The organism is Achromobacter sp. JD417 (assembly GCF_041879325.1).
Taxonomy (GTDB): domain Bacteria; phylum Pseudomonadota; class Gammaproteobacteria; order Burkholderiales; family Burkholderiaceae_B; genus Achromobacter; species Achromobacter mucicolens.
Window position 1 is genome coordinate 3,929,899 of record NZ_CP087159.1, and the last position, 22,340, is coordinate 3,952,238.

At 66.8% G+C, this 22,340-nt stretch carries 16 protein-coding genes; 4 read left to right on the forward strand and 12 right to left on the reverse strand.

Annotation, left to right across the window (positions count from 1 at the left end; genetic code table 11):
• Window positions 1-3 precede the first annotated feature (3 nt).
• The 5 genes from LN047_RS18115 to LN047_RS18135 form a co-directional block, all read right to left on the reverse strand.
• Window positions 4-981, reverse strand: a complete 978-nt coding sequence (locus LN047_RS18115) for an ABC transporter permease (RefSeq protein WP_056323758.1) — start codon at window positions 979-981, stop codon at window positions 4-6.
• Window positions 978-3,215 carry an ABC transporter substrate-binding protein gene (locus tag LN047_RS18120; protein ID WP_373979780.1) on the reverse strand — a complete coding sequence of 746 codons (2,238 nt, stop codon included), beginning with the start codon at window positions 3,213-3,215 and terminating at the stop codon, window positions 978-980. The genes LN047_RS18115 and LN047_RS18120 overlap by 4 nt, the downstream gene beginning before the upstream one ends.
• Window positions 3,216-3,316: 101 nt before the next feature.
• Window positions 3,317-4,000, reverse strand: a complete 684-nt coding sequence (locus LN047_RS18125) for a thermonuclease family protein (protein WP_373979781.1) — start codon at window positions 3,998-4,000, stop codon at window positions 3,317-3,319.
• Complete coding sequence (locus LN047_RS18130) at window positions 3,997-5,007, reverse strand: magnesium and cobalt transport protein CorA (protein ID WP_152384954.1); 1,011 nt, start codon at window positions 5,005-5,007, stop codon at window positions 3,997-3,999. The genes LN047_RS18125 and LN047_RS18130 overlap by 4 nt, the downstream gene beginning before the upstream one ends.
• An 84-nt stretch (window positions 5,008-5,091) precedes the next feature.
• Window positions 5,092-7,221 (reverse strand): ATP-dependent helicase, encoded by a 2,130-nt coding sequence (locus tag LN047_RS18135; protein WP_373979782.1) that lies wholly within the window; start codon window positions 7,219-7,221, stop codon window positions 5,092-5,094.
• A 114-nt stretch (window positions 7,222-7,335) separates the two neighbouring features.
• Between LN047_RS18135 and LN047_RS18140 the strand changes: the two genes are divergently transcribed.
• Window positions 7,336-8,250 (forward strand): DUF72 domain-containing protein, encoded by a 915-nt coding sequence (locus LN047_RS18140; protein WP_373979783.1) that lies wholly within the window; start codon window positions 7,336-7,338, stop codon window positions 8,248-8,250.
• A gap of 7 nt (window positions 8,251-8,257) precedes the next feature.
• On the opposite strand, the gene LN047_RS18145 is transcribed toward LN047_RS18140, so the two are convergent.
• Window positions 8,258-9,769, reverse strand: a complete 1,512-nt coding sequence (locus LN047_RS18145; RefSeq protein WP_366869476.1) for a PLP-dependent aminotransferase family protein — start codon at window positions 9,767-9,769, stop codon at window positions 8,258-8,260.
• A 96-nt stretch (window positions 9,770-9,865) separates the two neighbouring features.
• Between LN047_RS18145 and LN047_RS18150 the strand changes: the two genes are divergently transcribed.
• From LN047_RS18150 to LN047_RS18160, 3 genes are all read left to right on the forward strand, one after another.
• Window positions 9,866-11,128 carry a 4-aminobutyrate--2-oxoglutarate transaminase gene (locus tag LN047_RS18150; RefSeq protein WP_056323744.1) on the forward strand — a complete coding sequence of 421 codons (1,263 nt, stop codon included), beginning with the start codon at window positions 9,866-9,868 and terminating at the stop codon, window positions 11,126-11,128.
• 142 nt (window positions 11,129-11,270) lie between these two features.
• Window positions 11,271-12,740 carry an NAD-dependent succinate-semialdehyde dehydrogenase gene (locus tag LN047_RS18155; RefSeq protein WP_223576217.1) on the forward strand — a complete coding sequence of 490 codons (1,470 nt, stop codon included), beginning with the start codon at window positions 11,271-11,273 and terminating at the stop codon, window positions 12,738-12,740.
• 121 nt (window positions 12,741-12,861) lie between these two features.
• Entirely contained in the window at window positions 12,862-13,716 is an 855-nt protein-coding gene (locus tag LN047_RS18160) for an inositol monophosphatase family protein (RefSeq protein ID WP_373979784.1), read from the forward strand.
• Window positions 13,717-13,875: 159 nt separating this feature from the next.
• On the opposite strand, the gene LN047_RS18165 is transcribed toward LN047_RS18160, so the two are convergent.
• The 6 genes from LN047_RS18165 to LN047_RS18190 all read right to left on the reverse strand — a co-directional run bounded on the left by LN047_RS18165 (window position 13,876) and on the right by LN047_RS18190 (window position 22,293).
• Window positions 13,876-14,694, reverse strand: a complete 819-nt coding sequence (locus LN047_RS18165; RefSeq protein WP_062839158.1) for an NAD-dependent protein deacetylase — start codon at window positions 14,692-14,694, stop codon at window positions 13,876-13,878.
• A 42-nt stretch (window positions 14,695-14,736) separates the two neighbouring features.
• On the reverse strand, window positions 14,737-15,684 hold the full coding sequence (gene epsC / locus LN047_RS18170) for a serine O-acetyltransferase EpsC (protein WP_056323730.1): 948 nt from the start codon (window positions 15,682-15,684) through the stop codon (window positions 14,737-14,739).
• 182 nt (window positions 15,685-15,866) lie between these two features.
• Window positions 15,867-16,919, reverse strand: a complete 1,053-nt coding sequence (gene galE, locus LN047_RS18175; RefSeq protein ID WP_373979785.1) for a UDP-glucose 4-epimerase GalE — start codon at window positions 16,917-16,919, stop codon at window positions 15,867-15,869.
• A 12-nt stretch (window positions 16,920-16,931) separates the two neighbouring features.
• On the reverse strand, window positions 16,932-18,599 hold the full coding sequence (gene pgi / locus LN047_RS18180) for a glucose-6-phosphate isomerase (RefSeq protein ID WP_056323725.1): 1,668 nt from the start codon (window positions 18,597-18,599) through the stop codon (window positions 16,932-16,934).
• A 13-nt stretch (window positions 18,600-18,612) separates the two neighbouring features.
• Window positions 18,613-20,010, reverse strand: coding sequence for a phosphomannomutase/phosphoglucomutase (locus tag LN047_RS18185; protein ID WP_373979786.1), 1,398 nt, complete (start codon window positions 20,008-20,010; stop codon window positions 18,613-18,615).
• Between the two features lie 21 nt (window positions 20,011-20,031).
• Window positions 20,032-22,293 (reverse strand): GNVR domain-containing protein, encoded by a 2,262-nt coding sequence (locus LN047_RS18190; protein ID WP_152384960.1) that lies wholly within the window; start codon window positions 22,291-22,293, stop codon window positions 20,032-20,034.
• Window positions 22,294-22,340 lie beyond the last annotated feature (47 nt).

A 22,340-nucleotide genomic window follows, 5' to 3' on the forward strand; every position in this document is an offset into this window, starting at 1 on the left:
CGGCTACTCGAAACGCACGCGGGGATCGGCCAGCGTGTAGGAAATGTCGGCCAGGATCAGCCCCACGATGTACAGGGCCGCGCCCAGGAACACCATGGCGCGCACGATCGAGAAATCCTGCGCATTGATGGCGTCGATGGTGTAGCTGCCCAAGCCGGGAATGCCGAAGAACGACTCGGCGATCAGGCTGCCCATGAACAGCAGCGGCAGCGCGGCCACGGTACTGGTCAGGATGGGCAGCATCGCGTTGCGCAGCACATGGCGGAACAGCACGACGCGCTCGGCCAGCCCCTTGGAACGCGCGGTGCGCACGTAATCCTTGCCGATTTCTTCAAGAAACAGCGTGCGGTAAAAGCGCGCCTCCGGCCCCAGCCGCGACACGATCGCCACCAGCACCGGCAGCGCCAGGAACTTGATCACGTCCAGGCCGCCCGAATAGCCCGAGAACGGCACCAGCCGCAAGAGCTTGGCGAACAGCCATTGACCCGCAATGATATAGAACAGGCTGGATATCGACAGCAGCATCACACACAGCACGACGCCCCAGAAATCCAGGCGCGTCGCCCGGAAGTACACCAGCGTCAGCGAAAACACGATGCTGGCAAACAGGCCCAGAAAGAAGGTGGGCACGGCCAGCGCAAGGCTGGGTCCCATGCGCGTCTTGATCTCGCGGCCGATGTCGCGGCCGCCGTCGGAGGCGCCAAAGTCCATGACCAGCAGCGGCACCGAGCGGCGGTAGAACACCGTGTCCGTCAACTGCGCCGTGCCCTGGGCCTGGGCATTGAAGAAAAGCGGCTTGTCGTAGCCGCGCTCGGCCTTCCATTTTTCGACGGCGTCCTGGCTGACGCGCTGTCCGCCGATGGCCAGCCGCGCCATGTCGTCCGGCGTGTTCACGGCGAAGAACAGGATGAAGGTAAAGAGATTGACGCCGATCAGAATCAGCACGCCATACAGCAGCCGGCGGATCACATAGCCGATCATGATTGATGCTCCTTGCGTTCGGGCGGCACGAATGCCGTCTGGCGTTCACGCCGCTTGAGCGCCACGTACGAAGGCCAGATCGCCAGCGCCAGCAGCAGGATGAAAACGCCGATGGGCCACCAGATGGGCGAATTCCATTCGTCGATCTTCTGCTGGCGCAAGGCCGGATCGATCTTCATGTACTGCAGCGTGTTGCGCACCATCTGCGTGGGCTTGGCGTTGCCGACCCACTGCTGGTAGGCCCCGCCCGACATCGGGAAGTAGCCGAACATCCACGGCGCATCGCGCTGGACGACGGCGATCATCCGGGCGATCAGTTCGGCCTTTTCGGGGCCGTCGTCCAGGAATTTCATTTGCTCGAACAGTTTGTCGAATTCGGGGCTGGCGTAGTTGGCCGCGTTTTCGCCGCCGCCCTTGGCCTTGGCGTTCGGGCCGTAGAGCAGGAAGAGGAAGTTTTCGGCGTCAGGGTAGTCGGCGTTCCAGCCCCACAGGAAGATCTGCGCGGCGCCGCGCAGCATCTTGTCCTGGAAGCGGTTGTAGTCGGTGGCGCGCACGTCGAGCTGCACGCCGATCTTGGCCAGTTGGCGCCGCATCCAGTCGAACTGCGGGTTGGACCCGCCGCCGCTCATCGAGTCGAAATACAGCACCAGCGGCGCGCCCGTCTGCGCGTTGCGGCCATCGGGGTAGCCGGCCTCGGCCAGCAGCCGCTTGGCCACGTCGATGGACTTGCGCACGGGCTTGCCATCGACCAGGTCATACACCACCGGATTGATGCCTTCGGGCGGGTCGCGATAGCCCAGCACGCCGGGCGGCACCGGGCCGTATGCGACGGACGCCTGGCTGTTCTCGAACACGGCCACGTATTCTTCCCAGTCGAAGGCAATGCTGATCGCCTGGCGCAGCTTGCGGTTGCGCTCCTGTTGTTCGGGCGTGTCGCCCTTGCCCACCACCGGATCCAGCCAGTTAAACCCCATGTACCAGTTGGCGGTCTCGACCGTGGTGGGCAGCTTGATGCCGTGTTCCTGGTATTTGCGGGCCTTGTCCTGGCTGTCGCCGGCCGCCACCAGCATCGCCACGCCGTATTCGCCGCGCTCGATCTGCGGCACGTCGTAATAGCCCTGCATGAACTTGCCGGTCAGCGGAATGGCTTCTTTTTCGACGCTGAATTCGGCGCGGTCGATGAAGGGCGTGGGCTTGCCGCAGTCGGCCAGCAGGCCGGCGGCCTTGTCGCCCGGCTCGCCTTCGCAGGGATAGGGCTCGCCGTGGTAATTGGGGTTGCGGCCCAGCACGTGGCGGCGGTTCTGCAGCGACTCGACAAGCATGTAGGGGCCGGTGCCGACCGGCCAGGTGTTCAGCGACAGGTCGTGCGCGGCCATGCCGGGCTGGCTGTAGAAGCGGTCCGCCTCCCAGGGAATGGGCGCAGTGAAGGTCATGGCCAGCCAGTACTTGAACTGCGGATACTTGCCGTCGACGCGGATGCGCAGCGTGTGGTCATCCAGCGCCTCGACGCCCGTAAAGCCGTCGTCCTCGCGCAGATCAAGCCAGGGCAGCGTGCCGCTGCCGCCCGGCACGTCGCGCCGCAGATCCTGGTCGCGCTGGCGCAGCCGGTCGCCGTAGTCCTTCAGGCCGTGAACATGCTCGGCCATGAGCGAATAGATGGGCGACACGACCCGCGGGCTGGCCAGGCGCCGGAAGGCATAGGCGTAGTCGTGGGCCGTGAGCTCGCGGGTGCCCGTCAGGGGGAAATCGGGAATGTAGAACTTGTCGTCCAGTTCGCCCGGGGCGAGCGGATAGTAGGCGTAGCTGCCATCCTGCTTGCGGGCAAAGGCCGGGTGCGGCGCAAAGCGTATGCCGGGACGGATCTTGATGTCGTAGACGCTTTGCGCGATCTGCTCGCCAGGCGCGTCCTCGGGCAGCGGGTTGCCCGCCTTGTCCAGGTAGACCGGCGGATCGATCGACGCCGCCGCGCGCGGCACCAGCTCGTAGGGCCGCTTCAGGTAGTGATACCCGTAAAGCGGCTCATAGATGTTGTAGGTGTAGGGCGTCTCGTCGCCGGAGTAGGAGCTGGCCGGGTCCAGGTATTTGGGCGAGCGTTTGACGAAAGCGGAATACAGCGTGTTCTGGCTTTCGGCGCCGGATGGATAGGGGCTGTTGATGGGGCTTTCCTGCGAGCAGCCCGCCAACGCCAGCGACAGCAGCATGGCCGACGCCCAGAGCCGCTTCAGTACACCCATGGAAACCTTCCCGTCGTTTCGTAGCGACAGAGGATAGCAAATGGGGGGCCGGGGAAGTACCCCGGCATCCCCCTAGGGACGAAATGCGGGGCTGGCGGCCTTCAGCCGCACTGGCGCTGGCGCCAGCAGTCGTAGCGCCACTTCCAGGGCTGCACGGGGTCCGGACGCGCCCACAGCCCGCGGCCAGCCGCCTTGGCCTGGCGCTGCAGGTCCGGCATGGCCTTGTCGCGCAGGTAATCGCCCTTGCGGGCCGTGTAGGCCCAGGCGTAGCCGGCTTCGACCTGCACGCGGTTGGCCGAGCGGCCGTCGGCCAGGATCAGCGCGCAGACATCGCGGCCATATTGGTCCTGCTCGTAGCACTGCGCCGTGAGCGTCTTGCCGGCCACCAGATCCGCCAGGTGCTTGCGCGACGCCTCGGCGTCGGGCTGGCCGGGCTGGTCCGTGCCATGGCCCTCCTCCGGCGCGTCGATGCTGTCCATCCGGATACGCCGCTGGCCGTCAGGCGCCCGCAACGTCACGGTATCGCCGTCCGCCACGTTCACGATCGTGCCTGTCAGCGCATAGCTGCCCTGCGGCACACTCCCCGCAGGCGCCACGGCCGCCGGTTTGCCTCCCGCCGGCGCCGTCGCCGAAGGCTTGCCACTTGCCGTCGGCCCCGGGCGCTGCGGCGCCGAATCCTGCGGTCCAAGCCAGTTCACGATGGCACCCGCCACCGCCAGAACCAGGGCAACGACAAGGGCGGTCAGCTTGCTGCCGCCACGAAAGGGAGATTTGCGGCGCATCACAACCAGCCGGACTTGCGGAACCGCCAGTACAGCACCGAGCAAATGGACGCGATGACGCCCAGCGTGATCGGATACCCCCACGGAGACTTCAGTTCGGGCATGAATTCGAAGTTCATGCCGTAGATGCCGGCGATGGCGGTAGGCACGGCCAGGATGGCGGCCCAGGAGGCCAGTTTGCGCGTGGTGTCGTTCTGCGCCGCCTGCCCGATCATCAGGCTGGCTTCAAAGGCGAACGCCAGCGACTCGCGCAGTGAATTGAATAGTTCATCCACCCGCAGCACCCGGTCGGCCACTTCGCCGAAGTAGGGCCGCGCGTGCTCGTCGACGGCGGACATTTCGACCCGCGCCAGCCGGCGGCAGATCTCGGCCAGCGGCGAGACCACCGTATGGATGCGCAGCAGGTCGCGGCGTTGACGGTACAGCCTGCGGATATCCGAGTCCTTGGCGCCCCGGATCAGGAGCTTTTGCTCCGCGCCCTCGACGACGCTCTCGATCTTGACGGCCGCCGAGACATAACGGTCCACCAGCCAATCCAGCAGTTCGGACGCCACATAATCGCTGCCGCGCTTGAGCAGGTCGGGCGAGGCCTCCAGGCGCTCGCGCAGCGGGCTGTGGCCCGCCGTGGCGCCGCGCCGCACCGTGACCAGAAAGCCGTCGCCGATGAGGAACTGCGTCTCGCCGAAGATGGGACGTTCAGCCTCGACCTCGACCGTGATGGCGACGATCAGGATCATGTTGCCGTAGTCGATGATCTTGGGACGCCGGTGGGTTTCCAGCATCTCTTCCTGATTCTTGTCGCAGGCGCCCAGTTCGCGCGCCACCTTGGCAAGCGTTTCGGGGCTGGGGTTGCGCAGGCCGATCCACAACATGCTCTGGCCCTGGCGCTGGGCGACGTACTGGCCGGCTTCTGCAAGGGGGACCTCGCGGTCCCGCCGTCCGTTCACATAGGCGATCGATGCCACGACCTCGCCCTTGGGCGCGTCGGCGGCTTGTGCTTCAGTAGACATAGACTTCCTCGGACAAATCGATCCCTGCCGCGCAGCGTGTGGTTATCGGCCGATGATAGCCCAGCCCGCTGACGGGCCGCTGGCTCAGAAAAGGCTGCGCACCCGCTTGGCCACGTCGATGCGCGGGGCCTGCGGCTCGCGCGGCTCGGCCCGTCCGGGCGGCAGGTCGGGCAGCTTGGGCAGGTGGTCAAAGAGCGGCAGCATCGCGTTGGTGATGAACCGCGTGCGCGACCCATAAACGTGCCGGTCGCCCATGCCCGTCTGCTGATGCACGTAAAAGCGCTGCGGCACGACGAGCTGAAGCCGTTCCTTGGCCCGCGTCATGGCCACGTAAAGCAGCCGGCGCTCTTCCTCGATCTCTTCGGCGGTGCCCGTGCTCATGTCCGACGGAATGCAGCCATCCACGACGTTCAGCACATACACCGCCTTCCATTCCTGGCCCTTGGCCGAATGGATCGTGGACAGGATCATGTAGTCCTCGTCGCGCAGCGGCGCGCCAGATTCATCACTGGTGGCGTCGGGCGGGTCCAGCGTCAGCTCGGTCAGGAAGCGCTCGCGCGACGGGTAGCCCGACGCGATGCGCACCAGCTGGTCCAGATCGGTCTTGCGCACGCGCGCATCGTCGTACAGGCGCTCGAGCTGGCCGTTGTACCAGCGCAGCGCCAGGTCCACGTCGGCCGGCCACTTCAGGGTGGGGTCGCACAACGCGGCGTAGGTGTCTGCAAAAGCGCCCCACTCTTCCTGGGCCGCCGCGCCGGGCTTGAATTCGCGCAGCGTGCGCAGCGGCTCGGCCGAGGCGGACATGGCGTCCATCAGCTTGCCCGCCGTCGCCGGCCCGATGCCCGGCATCAGCTGCGCAACACGGAACCCCGCCATGCGTCCGCGCGGATTCTCGGCCCATCGCAGGATCGACAGCAGATCCTTCACGTGCGCCGCTTCCAGAAAGCGCAGCCCGCCGAATTTGACGAACGGAATGTTGCGGCGGGTCAGCTCCAGTTCCAGCGCGGCGCTGTGGCTGGCCGTGCGAAACAGCGCCGCCTGCGACTTAAGCGTCGCGCCGCCCTCGCGCTGCGCAAGCACCTGGTCAGCCACCCAGCGCGCCTGGCCGGCTTCGTCGCTTACTGTTACCAGCTCGGGCATCTGCGAGGACTTGCGGTCGGTCCACAGGTCCTTGGCATAGCGTTCGGTGGCCTGCGCGATCACCGCGTTCGAGGCGTTCAGGATGGGTTGCGAGGACCGGTAGTTGCGGTCCAGCGTGATGACGCGCGCCGGCGCGGGAAAGAGGTTGGGAAAGTCCAGGATATTGCGCACCGTGGCCGCGCGGAACGAATAGATGGACTGTGCGTCGTCGCCCACCACCGTCAAGCCCCGGCCGTCCGGCTTCATGGCCAGAAGAATGGCCGACTGTAGCCGGTTCGTGTCCTGATATTCGTCCACCAGCACGTGATCGAAACGCGCGCCCACGTCGGCCGCGATCTCGTCATCCGACATCATTTCGGACCAGTACAGCAGCAGATCGTCATAGTCCAGCACCTGCTGATCCTGCTTGGCCGCGACGTACGCGCGGAACAGGTTCTTGAGCTCGTCCTCCCATTGGGCGCACCACGGAAACGAGGTCTTGAGCACGTCGCCCACGGGCGTCTGGCTGTTGACCACGCGCGAATAGATCGCCAGGCACGTCCCTTTGAGCGGAAAGCGCGATTTGGTGGAGGACAGGCCAAGTTCATGGCGCACCATGCCCATCAGGTCCTCGGCATCGCCGCGGTCGTGGATGGTGAAGGCCTCGGACAGACCGATGCGCTGGGCGCAGTCGCGCAAGAGCCGCGCGCCGATCGCATGGAAGGTGCCCGCCCACGGCAGCGACGGCGCCTGCTGCGACGCGCGCAAGTTCATCACCCGCTGCAGCACCGATCCCACGCGCCGCTCCATTTCCAGCGCCGCGCGACGCGAGAACGTCAACAGCAGCATGCGCTGCGGGTCCGCCCCGTTCAGGATCAGGTGGGCCACGCGATGCGCAAGCGTGTTGGTCTTGCCCGACCCCGCCCCCGCGATGACCAGCAGCGGGCCATCGTTGCCGGGCGCGCCTGCCACGCCGAATTCGGCCGCTTCGCGCTGGGCGGGATTCAGGTCGGCCAACGGATCGGGCCGCTCGGCAGCTCGCGCGGCGGCGCTGTCGTGGTCGGGAGTATGCGAAAGAGGATCTTGGTCTGGCATGTAGCGGAGCCGCAGCGCTGCGGCCGCAAAAAGGAAGGAGCCAAGGCTGGCTCCGGATGAACACTGTATATTTATACAGAATTTTTGCGAATCCGTCTGAACCGCCCCGGCGCCATGCCCGATTTCCCCCGCATCCTGACCGGCACCGCCTCCTGGACCGACCCTACCCTGCTGGCATGCGGCCGCTTTTATCCGCCCGACGCCCGCAGCGCCGAATCCCGGCTGCGCTATTACGCGTCGCGCTTTTCGCTGACCGAGGTCGACTCCAGCTTCTACGCGATGCCCACGCCCGACAACGCGCACCGGTGGGCCACGCGTACGCCGGACGATTTCGTCTTCAACATCAAGGCGTTCCGGCTGTTTACCGGCCACCAGACGCCGCTCTCGGCCCTGCCCGGCGACATCCAGCGCGAATTGGCCGACTGGCCGGATCCGGTCATCTACCACGACCGCGTGCCCGCCGACCTGCGCGACGAACTCTGGCGGCGCTACCAGTTGGCCATCGAGCCCTTGCGGATGCCAGGCAAGCTGGGTGCGGTGCATTTCCAGTTTCCGCCCTGGATACGGCGGGACGCCCGGGGCATGGCGCGCGTGGCCGACTGCGCGCGGCGCATGGAGGAACACCTGGTGTCCGTGGAATTCCGCCACCGCAGCTGGTTCGAGAACCCTGGCGCGACGGCAAGCACACTGGCCTTCGAGCGCGATCTGGGCGTGGTGCACACCGTCGTGGACGCCCCGCAAGGCTTTGACAACACGGTGCCGGCGGTCTGGGAAAGCACCCATCCGGACCTGACGCTGCTGCGTCTGCACGGGCGCAACGCGGCCACCTGGAACGCCTCGGGCGCCGCGTCGTCGGGAAGGTTCCAGTACGAGTACTCGGAAGCGGAACTGGCCGAACTGGTCGCCCGCTTCACCCGGCTGGCCTCGCAATCGGGACAGGCCCACGCGGTGTTCAACACCAACTTCGAAGACCAGGGCATGCGCAACGCCGCCGCCTTCGCCTCGGCGCTGACGCTGCCGGGCGTGTGAACGGGTATCAGGCGCCCGCCTTGGCGGCAGGCCGCGCCGCCGGCCGCGCCACTTCAGCCAGGCTCTCCAGCAGCACCTCGAACTTGCGCGCGATGTCGTGCTCCGGCACGCAGGCGTAGCCCAGCAACAGCCCCGGCCGGCGTCCTTCGTCGTTGACGTAGTAGCGCGATAGCGCCCGCGTCAGCACGCCCTTGCTGCGGGCCACCTCGACCACGCGCAGGTCGTCCATGTCGGGCGGCAGGGTCAGCACCAGATGCAGGCCGGCCATGCTGGCGTCGCGATGCAGCCAGTCCGGTCCCAGCCGCCGCTCGATCAGGTTGACGAGCATGGCGCGGCGGCGGCCATACAGCATGCGCATGCGGCGGATGTGCGCCGCGTAATGACCTTCGGAAATGAATGTCGCCAGCGCCGCGTGCGTCATCAGATGACCCTCGCGGTACAGCTCGGCGTGCGCGGCCTGGAATGCCGCCGTCAGCGGCTTGGGCAGCACCAGATAGCCCACGCGCAGGCCGGGGTACAGCGTCTTGCTGAACGTGCCCATGTAGATCACCGGCGCGTCGGACTCCAGGCCCAGCAGCGACGCGATCGGCCTGCCCGAGAAGCGGAATTCGCTGTCGTAGTCGTCTTCGATGATCCAGCTGCCGCATTGCCGCGCCACCGCCAGCAGTTGCCGCCGGCGGGCCAGCGACATGACCGGCCCCAGCGGATACTGGTGCGAAGGCGTGACGAAGATGAACCGCGGCGGCGTGCCCACGGTGTCTGGCAGCCGCATGCCTTCTTCGTCCACGGGCAGGTGCACCGTGCGCAGTCCGTTGGCCTGCAGGATGGTGCGCGCGCCCCAGTAGCCGGGGTCCTCGACCCACGCCGTTTCGCCCGCCTCGCCCAGGATGCGCGTGGTCAGGTCGATGGCCTGGTGCGAGCCTTCGGTGATGATGATCTGTTCGGGATCGCAGTCGATCGACCGGGTCAGCGCCAGATGCTGCGCCAGCGCCTCGCGCAGCGCCGGCAGCCCGCCGCCGTAGGAATACGTCAGCAGGTCCGGCGCGGGGTTGCGCCATAACGCGCTGAAGATGCGGCCAAACTTCTTGTGCGGAAACTCGGTCAGGTCGGGCACGCCCGGCATGAACGCCCCCCATTGGTAGGGCGAGGCCGACACGCCATCGACGATGGCCGCGCCGCGCGGCGACAGCGAGGGACGCGATGCCGCTTCGTGCGCCTGCCGCGCGCGGCGGCCGCTGGCCAGGTAGGAGTCCGGCACCGACGCATTGACGAAAGTGCCATTGCCCTGCCGGCTGCGGGTATAGCCCTCGGCGAGCAGCTGGCTGTAGACATGCACGACCGTGTTGCGGGCAATGCCCAGCTCGGCCGCCAGGTCCCGCGTGGCGGGCAGGCGCGAGTCCGCGGCAATGGATCCATCGAGGATGGCTTCACGGATGCCGCGGTAGAGCCGCTTGTTCATGGGCTCGCTGGCGCCATCGGCCAGGCGCAGCAGCAGCAAGTCACCGACGATGGACCGCAATTGGTTCTACCTGATTTATCAAAGTGGTTCCCACAAGTGGGGCCATCGTAGCATTAAATAAGTGCTTTACCGCCCATCACTCTCATCGAGACCGAGATGAAGAATCAGGATCTGAATACCCGCCGTTCCCTGGCCACGCCGCGCGGCGTCGGCGTCATGTGCGACTTCTATGCCGTGCGCGCGGAAAACGCCACGCTGTGGGATGCCGAAGGCAAGGAATACATCGACTTCGCAGGCGGCATCGCCGTGCTGAACACGGGCCACCTGCACCCGAAGGTCAAGGCCGCGGTCACCGCGCAGCTGGACAACTTCACGCACACGGCCTATCAGATCGTTCCGTACGAAGGCTACATCTCGCTCGCCGAGCGCATCAACCGCGTGGCCCCCATCGATGGCCTGAAGAAGACCGCCTTCTTCACGACCGGCGTCGAAGCCGTCGAGAACGCCGTGAAGATCGCACGCTCGGCCACCGGCCGCTCGGGCGTCATCGCCTTCTCCGGTTCGTTCCACGGCCGCACGATGCTGGGCATGGCGCTGACCGGCAAGGTCGCCCCCTACAAGCTGTCGTTCGGCCCCATGCCCGGCGACATCTATCACGTGCCGTTCCCCAACGCCACGCAATCGATCAGCGTGGCCGATTCGCTCAAGGCGCTGGACCTGCTGTTCAAGGTCGACATCGATCCGAAGCGCGTCGCGGCCATCATCATCGAGCCCGTGCAGGGCGAAGGCGGCTTCAACATCACGCCGCCCGAACTGATGACGGCGCTGCGCAAGGTCTGCGACGAACACGGCATCCTGCTGATCGCCGACGAAGTCCAGACGGGCTTTGGCCGCACCGGCAAGCTGTTCGCGATGGAACACCACACCGTGCAGGCCGACATCATCACGATGGCCAAGAGCCTGGGCGGCGGCTTCCCCATTTCCGGCATCGTCGGCCGCGCCGAGATCATGGACGGCCCCGCCGCGGGCGGCCTGGGCGGCACGTACGCCGGCAATCCGCTGGCCGTGGCCGCGGCGCACGCCGTGCTGGACGTCATCGCCGAGGAAAAGCTGTGCGAACGCGCCACCCAATTGGGCGACAAGCTGCGCGCCCACCTGGAAGGGCTGCGCGGCAAGGTGCCCGGCATCGCCGACGTGCGCGGCCTGGGTTCGATGGTCGCGCTGGAACTGAACGACGCGGCGGGCAAGCCCGACGCCGAAGCGGTCAAGCGCGTGCAGAAGCGCGCCCTCGACGCCGGCCTGATTTTGCTAAGCTGCGGTGTATACGGAAACGTCCTGCGCTTCCTGTATCCCTTGACCATTCCCGACGCCCAGTTCGCACGCGCGCTGGACATCCTGTCCGAGGCGCTTGCCGCTTGAGGCGCGAGCCCTGACTAACCGGTTATTCGGCCGGCGGGCATAACGATTGCGGGCGTAGCAGGTTCCCGGCTTGGATCTCAAGCCTGAACCCTGCCGCGCCCGTCGTCGCTTGGCCCGCCGCACCCATCAAGGAGACTCCCAAATGACAGCACTGTCCCATCCCCTCGCCCGTCCCGACCTGCTGCGCGACGCCTGCTACATCAACGGCAAGTGGGTTGGCGCCGGCGAAGGCGCATCGATCCCCGTCGACAATCCGTCCACCGGCAAGACCATCGTGTCGGTGCCCAAGCTGGGCCGCAAGGAAACCGAACAGGCCATCGCCAGCGCCCAGGCCGCCCTGCCCGCCTGGGCCGCCAAGACCGGCAAGGAACGCGCCGCGATCCTGCTGAAGTGGGCGCAACTGATGATGCAGAACCAGAAAGACCTGGCTGCCATCATGACGTCCGAACAGGGCAAGCCCGTCACCGAGGCGGCCGGCGAAATCGCCTACGCGGCCTCGTTCCTGGAGTGGTTTGCCGAGGAAGCCAAGCGCGTCGACGGCGACATCCTGCAAAGCCCCAAGGCCGGCCAACGACTGATGGCGCTCAAGCAGCCCATCGGCGTCACCGCCGCGATCACGCCCTGGAACTTCCCGGCTGCGATGATCACCCGCAAGGCCGGTCCGGCCCTGGCCGCTGGCTGCACCATGATCGTCAAGCCCGCCCAGCAGACGCCGCTGACCGCGCTGGCGCTGGCCGTGCTGGCCGAAGAAGCCGGCGTGCCGGCCGGCGTCTTTCACGTCATCACCGGCAGCTCGCGCGACATCGGCGCGGCCCTGTGCGAAAGCGACGTGGTGCGCAAGCTGAGCTTCACCGGCTCGACTGAAGTGGGCCGCACGCTGATGGAGCAATGCGCGCCCACCATCAAGAAGCTGTCACTCGAACTGGGCGGCAACGCGCCCTTCATCGTGTTCGACGACGCCGACCTGGACCGCGCGGTCGACGGCATTCTGGCCTCGAAGTACCGCAATGCCGGCCAGACCTGCGTGTGCGCCAACCGCATCTACGTGCAGGCCGGCGTGTACGAGGAAGTCGCCAAGCGCCTGGTCGACAAGGTCAACGCCATGAAGGTGGGCGACGGCTTTGAAGACGGCGTGACGCAGGGTCCGCTGATCGACCGCAACGCGGTCGAGAAGGTGCAGGAGCACATCGCCGACGCCACCTCGCACGGCGCCAAGGTCATCGCGGGCGGCAAGCCGCACGCGAAGGGCGGCACGTTCTTCGAACCCACCGTGGTGCGAGACGTGACGCAATCGATGCGCTTTGCCAGCGAGGAAACCTTCGGCCCGGTCGCGCCGCTGTTCCGCTTCGAGTCCGAGGACGAAGTCATCGGCATGGCCAACGACACCATCTTCGGCCTGGCCGCGTACTTCTTCACGCGCGACTACGCCCGCATCTGGCGCGTGTCCGAAGCGCTGGAATACGGCATCGTCGGCATCAACACCGGCCTCATCTCCAACGAGGTCGGCCCGTTCGGCGGCGTCAAGCAGTCGGGCCTTGGCCGCGAAGGCTCCAAGTACGGCATCGAAGAGTACCTGGAGATCAAGTACCTCTGCGTCGACCTCGGCGCATGAAAACCGGCGCGCGCGGCGGCCCGCCGCGCGCGCCTGTCGACCGCGTGACCGATGTGCGCGCCGTGTTCATTCCGATACCATCCAGGCGTGTTAGATTTGCGCGTTCCCTGGAAGAGTCCGTATGAGCAGAACCTTCACCCTTGAGGACACCCGCAGGCTGGCGGCCATCCTGGCGGAAACCGCGCAGGCGGAAGTCATGACGCGGTTTCGCAACCTGCCCGAAGGCGCCGTGCGCGGCAAGACCTCCCCGCGCGATCTGGTCACCGACGCCGACGAGGCCGCCGAACGCCTGATCGCCGCGCGCCTGGCCAAGCTGCATCCCGGCGCCGTGCTGATCGGCGAAGAAGCCTCGGCGCGCAATCCCGCCCTCTTGAACATGCTGGTCGACGCCGACCTCGCATTCCTCATCGACCCCATCGACGGCACGCGCAACTACGTCGCGGGCCTGCCGCTGTTCGGCATGATGATCGCGGCCTGCCATCGCGGCGACGTGATCGCGGGCGTGATCTACGACCCGGTCAGCCGCGACAGCGCGCTGGCGGTGCGCGGCGAAGGCGCCTGGCTGGAATTCGAAAACGGCAAGCGGGCGCCGCTGGCGGTTGCCAGCCCCGCGCCCCCGCATGACATGGACGGCATGATCTCCACCGGCGCCCTGCCCGAGCCGCTGCGCACCACCGTCAATGGCAACCTCTCGCAGCTGGGCAGCACAGCCTCGCTGCGCTGCGCCGCGCACGAATACCGTATGCTTGCCGCGGGCCATTGCCATGTGGCGCTGTACAACCAGCTGACCGCCTGGGATCACGCTGCCGGCTGGCTGCTGCATCGGGAAGCGGGCGGCTATGCGGCGCATTTCGACGGCTCGCCCTACAAGCCCACCCACCGCACGGGCGGATTGCTGTATGCCCCAGACGCCGGAAGCTGGCATGCGGCGCGCAAGGCGCTGCTGGGGGACGCATTGGAATCCATCGAGACTTGACAGCGCGCTTGAAACCACCCCGAAAAACTGGGGTTATCCCTAGGAGTTATCCCCAGTTCCTGTGGACAACCCTATGGAAAGGTCTGTAACCGGCCGAAAAAAGCGTTGCCGGGCAAGCACTTGCTTAGACCGCTCAAAAACCGGCCGACCCGCTTCTTCTTAAAGCGCTTCCAGCGCCACCGCGCAGGGCAGTTCCACTTTCAGGGTCAGCAGGCTGTCGGCGCGGGTGCGTCCCAGATTGATGGCGGCGATGGGCAAGCCGCCACGCGACGCGGCGGTGACAAAGCGGTAGCCCGAATACACCATCAGGGACGAGCCCACCACCAGCACCGCGTCGGCGCTTTCCAGGCCCGCATTGGCGCGCTCCACGCGCTCGCGCGGGACCGTCTCGCCGAAGAACACCACGTCGGGCTTGACGATGCCGCCGCAGCGCGGACAGGGCGGCACCGCGAACCGCGAGAAGTCGTGGCCGTCCAGGTCGGCGTCGCCGTCGGGCGCATCGCTGGCCTCCAGCTGCATCCAGTCCGGATTCAGCGCGTGCAGCTTTTCCTGCCAGTCGTGGCGGCCGCCCCGCCAGTCGCAGTTCATGCAGCGCACGGCGTCCAGGCGGCCGTGCAGGTCCACGACATCGCGGCTGCCCGCGGCCTCGTGCAGGCCGTCCACGTTCTGGGTCACCAGGATGTCGACGTTGCCGCGCGCCTGCAGGCGCGCCAGCGCCAGATGCGACGCGTTGGGCCGAACGTGCCCGAAGCGGCGCCAGCCCACCATGCTGCGCGCCCAATAGCGCGCGCGGGCCAGTTCGCCGCCCATGAACATCTGCAGCGTCATGGGCGGCTGGCGCTTCCATTCGCCTTCGGTGTCGCGATAGTCAGGAATGCCCGAGTCGGTGCTGACACCGGCCCCGGTCAGGACAAAGAGCCGCGGATGGCGGTCGATGAAGCCGCGCAGCGCGGCCAGCTCCGGAACTGCTGTATCCAATCCTCGCTCCTCGAATTGCCACACCCGCGCGGGCCGAGGCCCTCAGCCGCCCAGCCCGCAATCGGGCATGTCGCTGACCAGACTGGCCTGCGTCACGTTGCTGCCCGGCGGCACGCTGCGCGTGAGCCAGACATTGCCGCCAATGGTCGACCCCTTGCCGATCGTCACGCGGCCCAGGATCGTGGCGCCCGCGTAGATCACGACATCGTCCTCGATCAGCGGGTGGCGCGCCAGGCCCTTCTTGAGTTCGCCGTTTTCGCCGGGCGGGAAGCGCTTGGCGCCCAGCGTGACCATCTGATAGAGCCGCACGCGGTCGCCGATGATGGCGGTTTCGCCAATCACGACGCCCGTGCCGTGGTCGATGAAAAAGCTGCGGCCGATGGTCGCGCCCGGATGGATGTCGATGCCGGTGTCGGCGTGAGCGATCTCGGCCACGATGCGCGCCAGCATCGGCACGCCCAGGCGATACAGGACGTTGGCAAGACGGTGATGGATCATTGCCGCCACGCCGGGATAGCACAGCAGCACTTCGTCCACGTTGTGCGCGGCCGGGTCGCCCTGATAGGCGGCCATCACGTCCAGGTCGAGCGCGGCGCGCACGGCCGGCAGCTGGGCGCCGAACTGGCGCACGATTTCCGTGGCACGCTGTTGCGTGTCGGCCTGCAGGGCCGGGTCGTGGCGGCCTTCGTATTGCAGTTCCAGACAGACCTGATGCAGCAGCGCGTCGAGCGCGGCGCCAATGGTGTGGCCGACGTAGAAGTCCTCGACTTCCTCGCGCAGGTCGATGGGACCCAGACGCATCGGGAACAAGGCGCCACAGAGATCCTTGACGATCTGGCGCAGGCTCTCTTGAGAAGGGAACTCGCGCAGGCCGGCATCGTCGCGCAGGCGGCCGCGCGGGCCGCGCCAGGCGACGCGGGCCTCGCGCAGGCCGGACACGATGCCGTCCAGGTTCCAGTGCGCGGTGGGGAAATGGGTGGGGCCGCTCATTGCCGGGCTCCGGACAGGGAGCCGGCGGTTCCGGCAGTCGGATGGATAACGAACATGGGTTTGCCTCGCTGACGGTGCGAAGCCCCCGGGGCAGAGCGCCGGGCAATGCTGCTTCGCAATAATTCCGTCAACTGTAACCGCTCTGGCGCGCAGGCCGAAAGTCATCCGATATGGCGTTGGGGTTATGCCGTGGCGGGCTCGACCTCGTAGCCCTGCGGATTGCCCTGCTGCCAGCGCCACCCGTCCGCGCACATGGCGTCCACGCCGTGCGTGCTGGTCCAGCCCAACAGCGACGCCGCCAGCGCCGGATCGGCCCACATGCGCTCGACATCGCCCGGCCGCCGCGGCAGGACGCGCAGCGGAATCTTGCAGCCATTGACGCGCTCGAACGCGTGCACCAGTTCCATCACGCTGGTGCCCTGCCCCGTTCCCAGGTTGACCGCCACGAACCCCGGATGGGTTTCCGCATAGGTCAGCGCCTGCACATGGCCGCGCGCCAGATCCATGACGTGCAGGTAATCGCGCACGCCGGTGCCGTCGGGCGTGTCGTAGTCGTTGCCGAACACGCGCAAAAACGGCTGGCGCCCCACCGCCACCTGCGTGATGAACGGAAAAAGATTGTTGGGCAGGTCGCGCGGGCTCTCGCCGATCAATCCGCTGGGATGCGCGCCGATGGGATTGAAGTAGCGCAGCGTGACGGCGCTGAAGGCGGGGTCCGCCACGCAGACGTCCTTCAGCATTTCCTCGACCATCAGCTTGGTGCGGCCATACGGATTGGCCGGCGCCAGCGGATGGGCCTCGGTGAACGGCAGGTATTGCGGTTCTCCATACACCGTGGCCGACGAGCTGAACACCAGCCGCGACACGCCCGCCTCACGCATGGTGCGCAAGAGGACGAGCGAACCCTGCACGTTGTTGTCGTAATACTTGAGCGGGTTCGCCACCGATTCGCCCACCGCCTTGCAGCCGGCCAGGTGCAGCACCGATTGCACGGGCATGCCGCGTGCCGCCGCCTGCGCCAGCACGCCGGCCACCAGCCCGGGCGATCGGATGTCGCCTTCGACCAGCGGGATCGGCGTGCCGCAAAGCTGCTCCACGCGGCGCACGGCCTCGCGGCTGCCGTTGCTGAAGTTGTCCAGCACCAGCGGCCGCAGGCCGGCGGCGATCATCGCCACCAGCGTGTGGGTCCCGATATACCCTGCGCCGCCCGTCACCAGCACGTGCGTGTCCGGCATGTCGATGCTCCGTCAGAGATGGGCCGCCATGCCCGGCACCCACGCATGGCGGGGACGCGGGGCCTGCGCATGGCTGCGGTAGCGGTCGATCCAGTACGACGTGGAGGCATCATGGCCCCAGTCGACCACGCCCGCCGACACCGGCACCGCCAGCTCGCGCTCGATGCCGCTGGCCAGCCGCTTGCCCAGTTCCACGCCGTATTGGTCGAAGGGGTTGATGCCCCAGACCACGCTCTGCACGAACACCTTGTGCTCGTACAGGGCCAGCAGCGCGCCCAGGCTGCGCGGATCGAGCTGGCGCAGGACGATCAGCGTCGACGGCCGGCCGCCCGGATGCACCATGTGCTGCGCCAGCGTCAGCGCGCGCTCCTGGTTGTCGATGTGCGCCACGTCCAGCATCGCCTGCTCCAGGCTCTTGCCGCGCAACAGCGCCTGGCGCTGCGCGAGGCAGTTGGCCAGCAGCATGCGATGCGCATCGGGGCTGTCGGCATGCCCTTGCAGGCTGGCGATGAAGTCGACCGGCGCGCCTTCCTCGCTTTGATGCAGCCACTGGAAGAACGTGTGCTGGCCGTCGGTGCCCGGCATGCCCCAGATGATGGGGGCCGTCGGCACGCCGACTGCCGAGCCATCGCCCGCGACTCGCTTGCCCAGCGATTCCATCTCCAGCTGCTGCAGGTAGGTCACCAGGTGCAAGAGGCGGCCGCTATATGCAGCGACGTTCAGCGAGTTGAATCCCAGCACGCTGCAATTGACCAGCCCGGCCAGCGCCAGTTGCACCGGCGCGTTGGCCGCGAACGGCGTCTGCAGGAAATGCTGGTCCATCGCCTCGGCGCCCGCGCGCATGCCGATCAGCACGTCCACGCCCACCGTCAGCGCGATCGACAAGCCGGCGACCGACCAGACGGAATAGCGCCCGCCCACCCAGTCGCACATCTTGAAGACCTGGCTGGACGGCACGCCCAGCGCGCGCGCGGCCGGCGCATTGGCGGTGACGGCCGCCAGATGGTCGGACACGTCGGCCACGCCGCCCTGCTTGAGCCATGCAATGGCGGCGCGGGCGTTGTGCAGCGTTTCCGTCGTGGTGAAGGATTTGGACGACACCACCACCAGCGTGCGGCGCGGGTCCAGCCCGGCCACGGCGTCATGGAACGCATGGCCGCAGATGTTGGAGACAAAGCGGATCTGCCGGCGCTGCAGCGGTCCGCCGAAGGCCTGCACCGCCAGGCGCGGGCCCCAGTCGCTGCCGCCGATGCCGATGTGCAGGACGGTGGAGAAGTCCGCCGTCTGGTCCACGCGCCGCACAAAGTCGGTCATGCGCGAATACTCGCAGACGGAATCCGCGTCCTGCCCTTCGGGCTGTTCGCGCGTGCGTCCCGCGCGCAGCGCGGTATGCCATGCCGCGCGGTTTTCAGTCCAGTTGACCGGTTCCCCGGCAAACAGCGCGCGGCGCGCCTCTTCCAGTCCGCGCGCCTGCAGCAGCGCCATGCCGGCGCCGTCCAGCGACGGCGACTGGCGCTGCATGGTCAGGTCCACGCACAAGCCTGCCGCCTCGATCACCTTGAGCGCACTGGCGTCCAGTTCGGCGTTCTGCGCAGCCTGCGCGAAAGCCATCCACTCGGGGCTGTTTGCCAGTCCGGAGTCTGCCCTTAACGCCTCAATCGCCTGTTGAGCCTTTCCCATCGCGTGATGCTCCTTAGAACGGTAAACGAATGTGAGGTGCAATGCGCTTGAACGCCTTGCGAAAGTCCTCCTCGATACGAGCCAGCGCGGCCACGTTGTCTCCTTCGAACCGGAGTACCACCGTTGGCGTGGTGTTGGACGGTCGCGCAAGGCCGAAGCCATCCGCGTAATCCACACGGATCCCGTCGAGCTCGTTGATCGACACTGCGCCGGGGAATTCCCCTTGGTCGCGCAGCGCCTGCACAAGCTCGACGCCTTCCGTGGTCTCCAGTTTCAATTCGGGGGTGGCGCAGGACTGCGGCAAGCTTTCCAGCAAAGCCGAGGGGTCCGGCGCCGACGAGAGGATTTCCAGCAGGCGGGCGGCGGCGTAGATACCGTCGTCAAAGCCATACCAGCGCTCCTTGAAGAAAATGTGGCCGCTCATCTCTCCAGCAAGTAGCGCTCCCGACTCCCGCATCTTGGCCTTTATCAGGGAATGCCCTGTCTTCCACATGGTCGCCTTGCCGCCCGCCTCGGTGATGGCGCGGGCCACATGGCGGCTGCATTTCACGTCGTAGATCACCTCGGCGCCCGGGTTGCGTGACAGCACGTCGCGGGCGAACAGGATCAGTTGGCGATCCGGCCAGATGATCTGTCCCGATTTTGTGACCACGCCCAGCCGGTCGCCGTCGCCGTCGAACGCCAGGCCCACCTCGCAATCCGAATAGCGCAGGCAATAGATCAGGTCCTGCAGGTTGTGGGGATCGGCCGGATCCGGGTGATGCCCCGGAAAAGAGCCGTCCACTTCGCAGAACAGTTCGGTGACCTCGCAGCCAAGCGCCCGAAAGAGCCCCGGCGCCACCGCGCCCGCCACCCCGCTGCCGCAATCGATGGCGATCTTCATGGGCCGCGCCATGCGGATGTCGCCCACCAGGCGCGCCGCATAGCAGGGTGTGATCTGCATCTGCGTGCGCCCGCCGGGCACCGGCGCCGAATCGATCGGCTGGCGCATCGCATCGCGCAGCGCCGTCAGGCCGTCGCCGTACAGCGAACCGCCCTCCATCACGATCTTGAAGCCGTTGTGCGTGGGCGGGTTATGGCTGCCCGTCACCGCAATGCCGGTGCCGGTATCCATCAGCCGGGTCGTGAAATACACCATCGGCGTGGTCGCCATGCCGATATCGATGACGTGCATGCCCGCCGAACGCAGCCCCGCCTGCAGCGCCGCGGACAGTTCGACGCTGCTCAGCCTGCCATCGCGGCCCACCACGATCGACCGCACGCCCTGCTCGTGGGCCTTGGCGCCCACCGCCATCCCCAGGCTATGGGCAAACCTTGCATCCAATTCGTCCGGTACTGTTCCCCGTATGTCGTAGGCCTTGAAAACCGCATCCAGAATCTGCGGCGTGTCCCAGCCAAAAGTTCCGTGCATGCCAGTTTCTCCGGGTGGCGTTCACTTGGGACCGTTGTGTTTGAAATCACCGTAGTACGCCGCACGGGAGTAGCGATAACCGCCGTACTTGGACCGGAAGCCAAAGCGTTCCGGCATCAGCTTCAAGCCATTGAAGAGCACGCCGTCCACCGGGGCGCCCGCCTGGATCAGGCGCTTGGCCGTCTCGCGGATCTCGCCCACGGTGTTCATGCCGGACCGCACCACCACCATCACCGCCGCGGCGTGCGTGCCGACCACGGCCGCGTCGGGCGAGGACAGCACGGGCGCCGTGTCCAGGATCACCATGTCGTACTGCGTGGCCAGTTCCCGCAGGGTTTCGCCGAAGACGGGCGACGCCAGCAGCTCGGACGGATCGAAGGTGACGGCGCCCGTGGCGATGAAGTCCACGCCCTCGGACACGCTGTGCTTTCTGACGCGGCTGAGCGGGATCGTGCCGGTCAGCACTTCGAACAGGCCATCTTCCTTGGGCACGCCAAAGTAGCGGTTGAGCTGGCCCTTGCGGAAGTCGGCATCGATCAGCAGCACGCGCTTGCCGACGCCGCCCTGGATGAAGGCAAAATTTGCAGACAGGAAGGATTTACCCACGCCCGCCACCGGCCCCGTGAACATGACCATGTTGTTGGCCGACTGGCGCAGCGAGGCCTGCAGCACGTTGCGGAACGACCGCAGGCTTTCGATGGGTGGCGAGTTGCCCTGGCTCTGGGCCAGCAGCGCGGGCACGGTGGCGTTCTTGCGCCGGCTGCGGCGCCACAGCTTGTCCTGCACGTCGCTGTACGGAATGGCGGCCAGCACCGGCAGGCCGGTATGGCGCTCGACGTCTTCCGGCTCGGACAGGCCGCCGAACAGGGCGTTGCGCACGAACGCGCACAGGATGGCGAAGATCAGGCCGGCCGCGGTGGCCACGCCAATGATGATCGCGGCCTTCGGACGCACCGGCTTGTCGGGCTGCACGGCCGCATCCAGGATGCGCACGTTGCCCACCTTGCCGGCGCGGATCAGCTTGAGCTGTTGCGTGTTGTTGAGCAGCGCCGTGTACAGCTCGGTGTTGACGCGCACGTCACGCACCAGGCGCACCACGTCCTGTTCCAGATCGGGCAGCTGCTTGATGTTGTTGCCCAGGCGGTTGACGTCGCCGGTCAAGGACGCGATCTGACGGTCGATGCCCACGATGCTCGGGTGCGTCGGCGCAAAACGCGTGATCAGTTCCTGGCGCTTCTGGCGCAGTTCCATCACGCGAGTCTGCGCATCCACCGACTGCCCGAGGATCAGCTTGGCCTCTTCGCTCAGGTCGATCGTGCCGCGCTTGTTGCGCAACTGGTTGTACTTGGTTTCCGCGGCGTCCAGCTCGGCCTTCAGTTGCGGCAACTGCTGCTCCAGGAACACCAGCGACTTCTCAGCCTGGGCCGACTTGCGGTTCACGTTCTGCTGCACGTATTCCTGGCCGATCTGATTGAGCACCGCGGTCGTCAGCGCCGGATCGTTGCCCTCCAGGGTGACGCCGATCACGCCCGACGTACGCCCGCGCTCAAAGATGCCCAGGTGCGATTGCACGTTCTCGATGGCCGCCAGACGCGAGCTGCGCGACACCGTGAACTCGGTGCCGGGACGGCCCGACAACGCGTCCACATGCACGTCCATGGCCCCGCCGCCCGGCAGCAGGAAGCGCTCGGGCTTGCCCACCGTCCCGGTGAAGGTTGCGCCGGTCAGCTTGTCGCTGAGCGTGTAGCGGCCTTCGCCCAGCGTGGTCAGGCGAAACGGCTTGCCCAGCCATTCGTTGGGCACGTCCAGCTGCGAGATCGCGATGGTCTCGCCGCCCCACGCATAGCCGCCGCGCGGCAAGCCGGACGGATACGGCAGGCTTTCATAGCGCTGCGCCAGCCACTCGCCGACCACGGGGAAATAGCGCGGCTTGGCGTGGATGTAGAGCAGGAACTTGTCGACCGCGGGACCGACGACCATGCGCGAACGCAGCACTTCCATTTCGCCGGACGTTTCCGCCTTGGTGTCGAACATCGACGACACATCGCCCAGCAGGCTTCGCGCCTGCCCGTTCGGAAGCTCCTCCTCGACCTGCACGATGATGTCAGCCGAATAGACCGACGGCGTCACCATCACGTAGGCCAGCGCGCCGAGAAACGCAAACAGGGTGATCGCAATGATCATCCAGCGGTTGGAAAAAATGGCGTCCACGTGGGACGACAAGGGGGTTTCCTGCTGACGGGCCGGTACTGACGGCTCGAACGATTCGATGGGCAACGACATGCAGCTCTCCAGGAGAGGGCGCCGCCGCGGTAGCGGCGCCCCCAAAG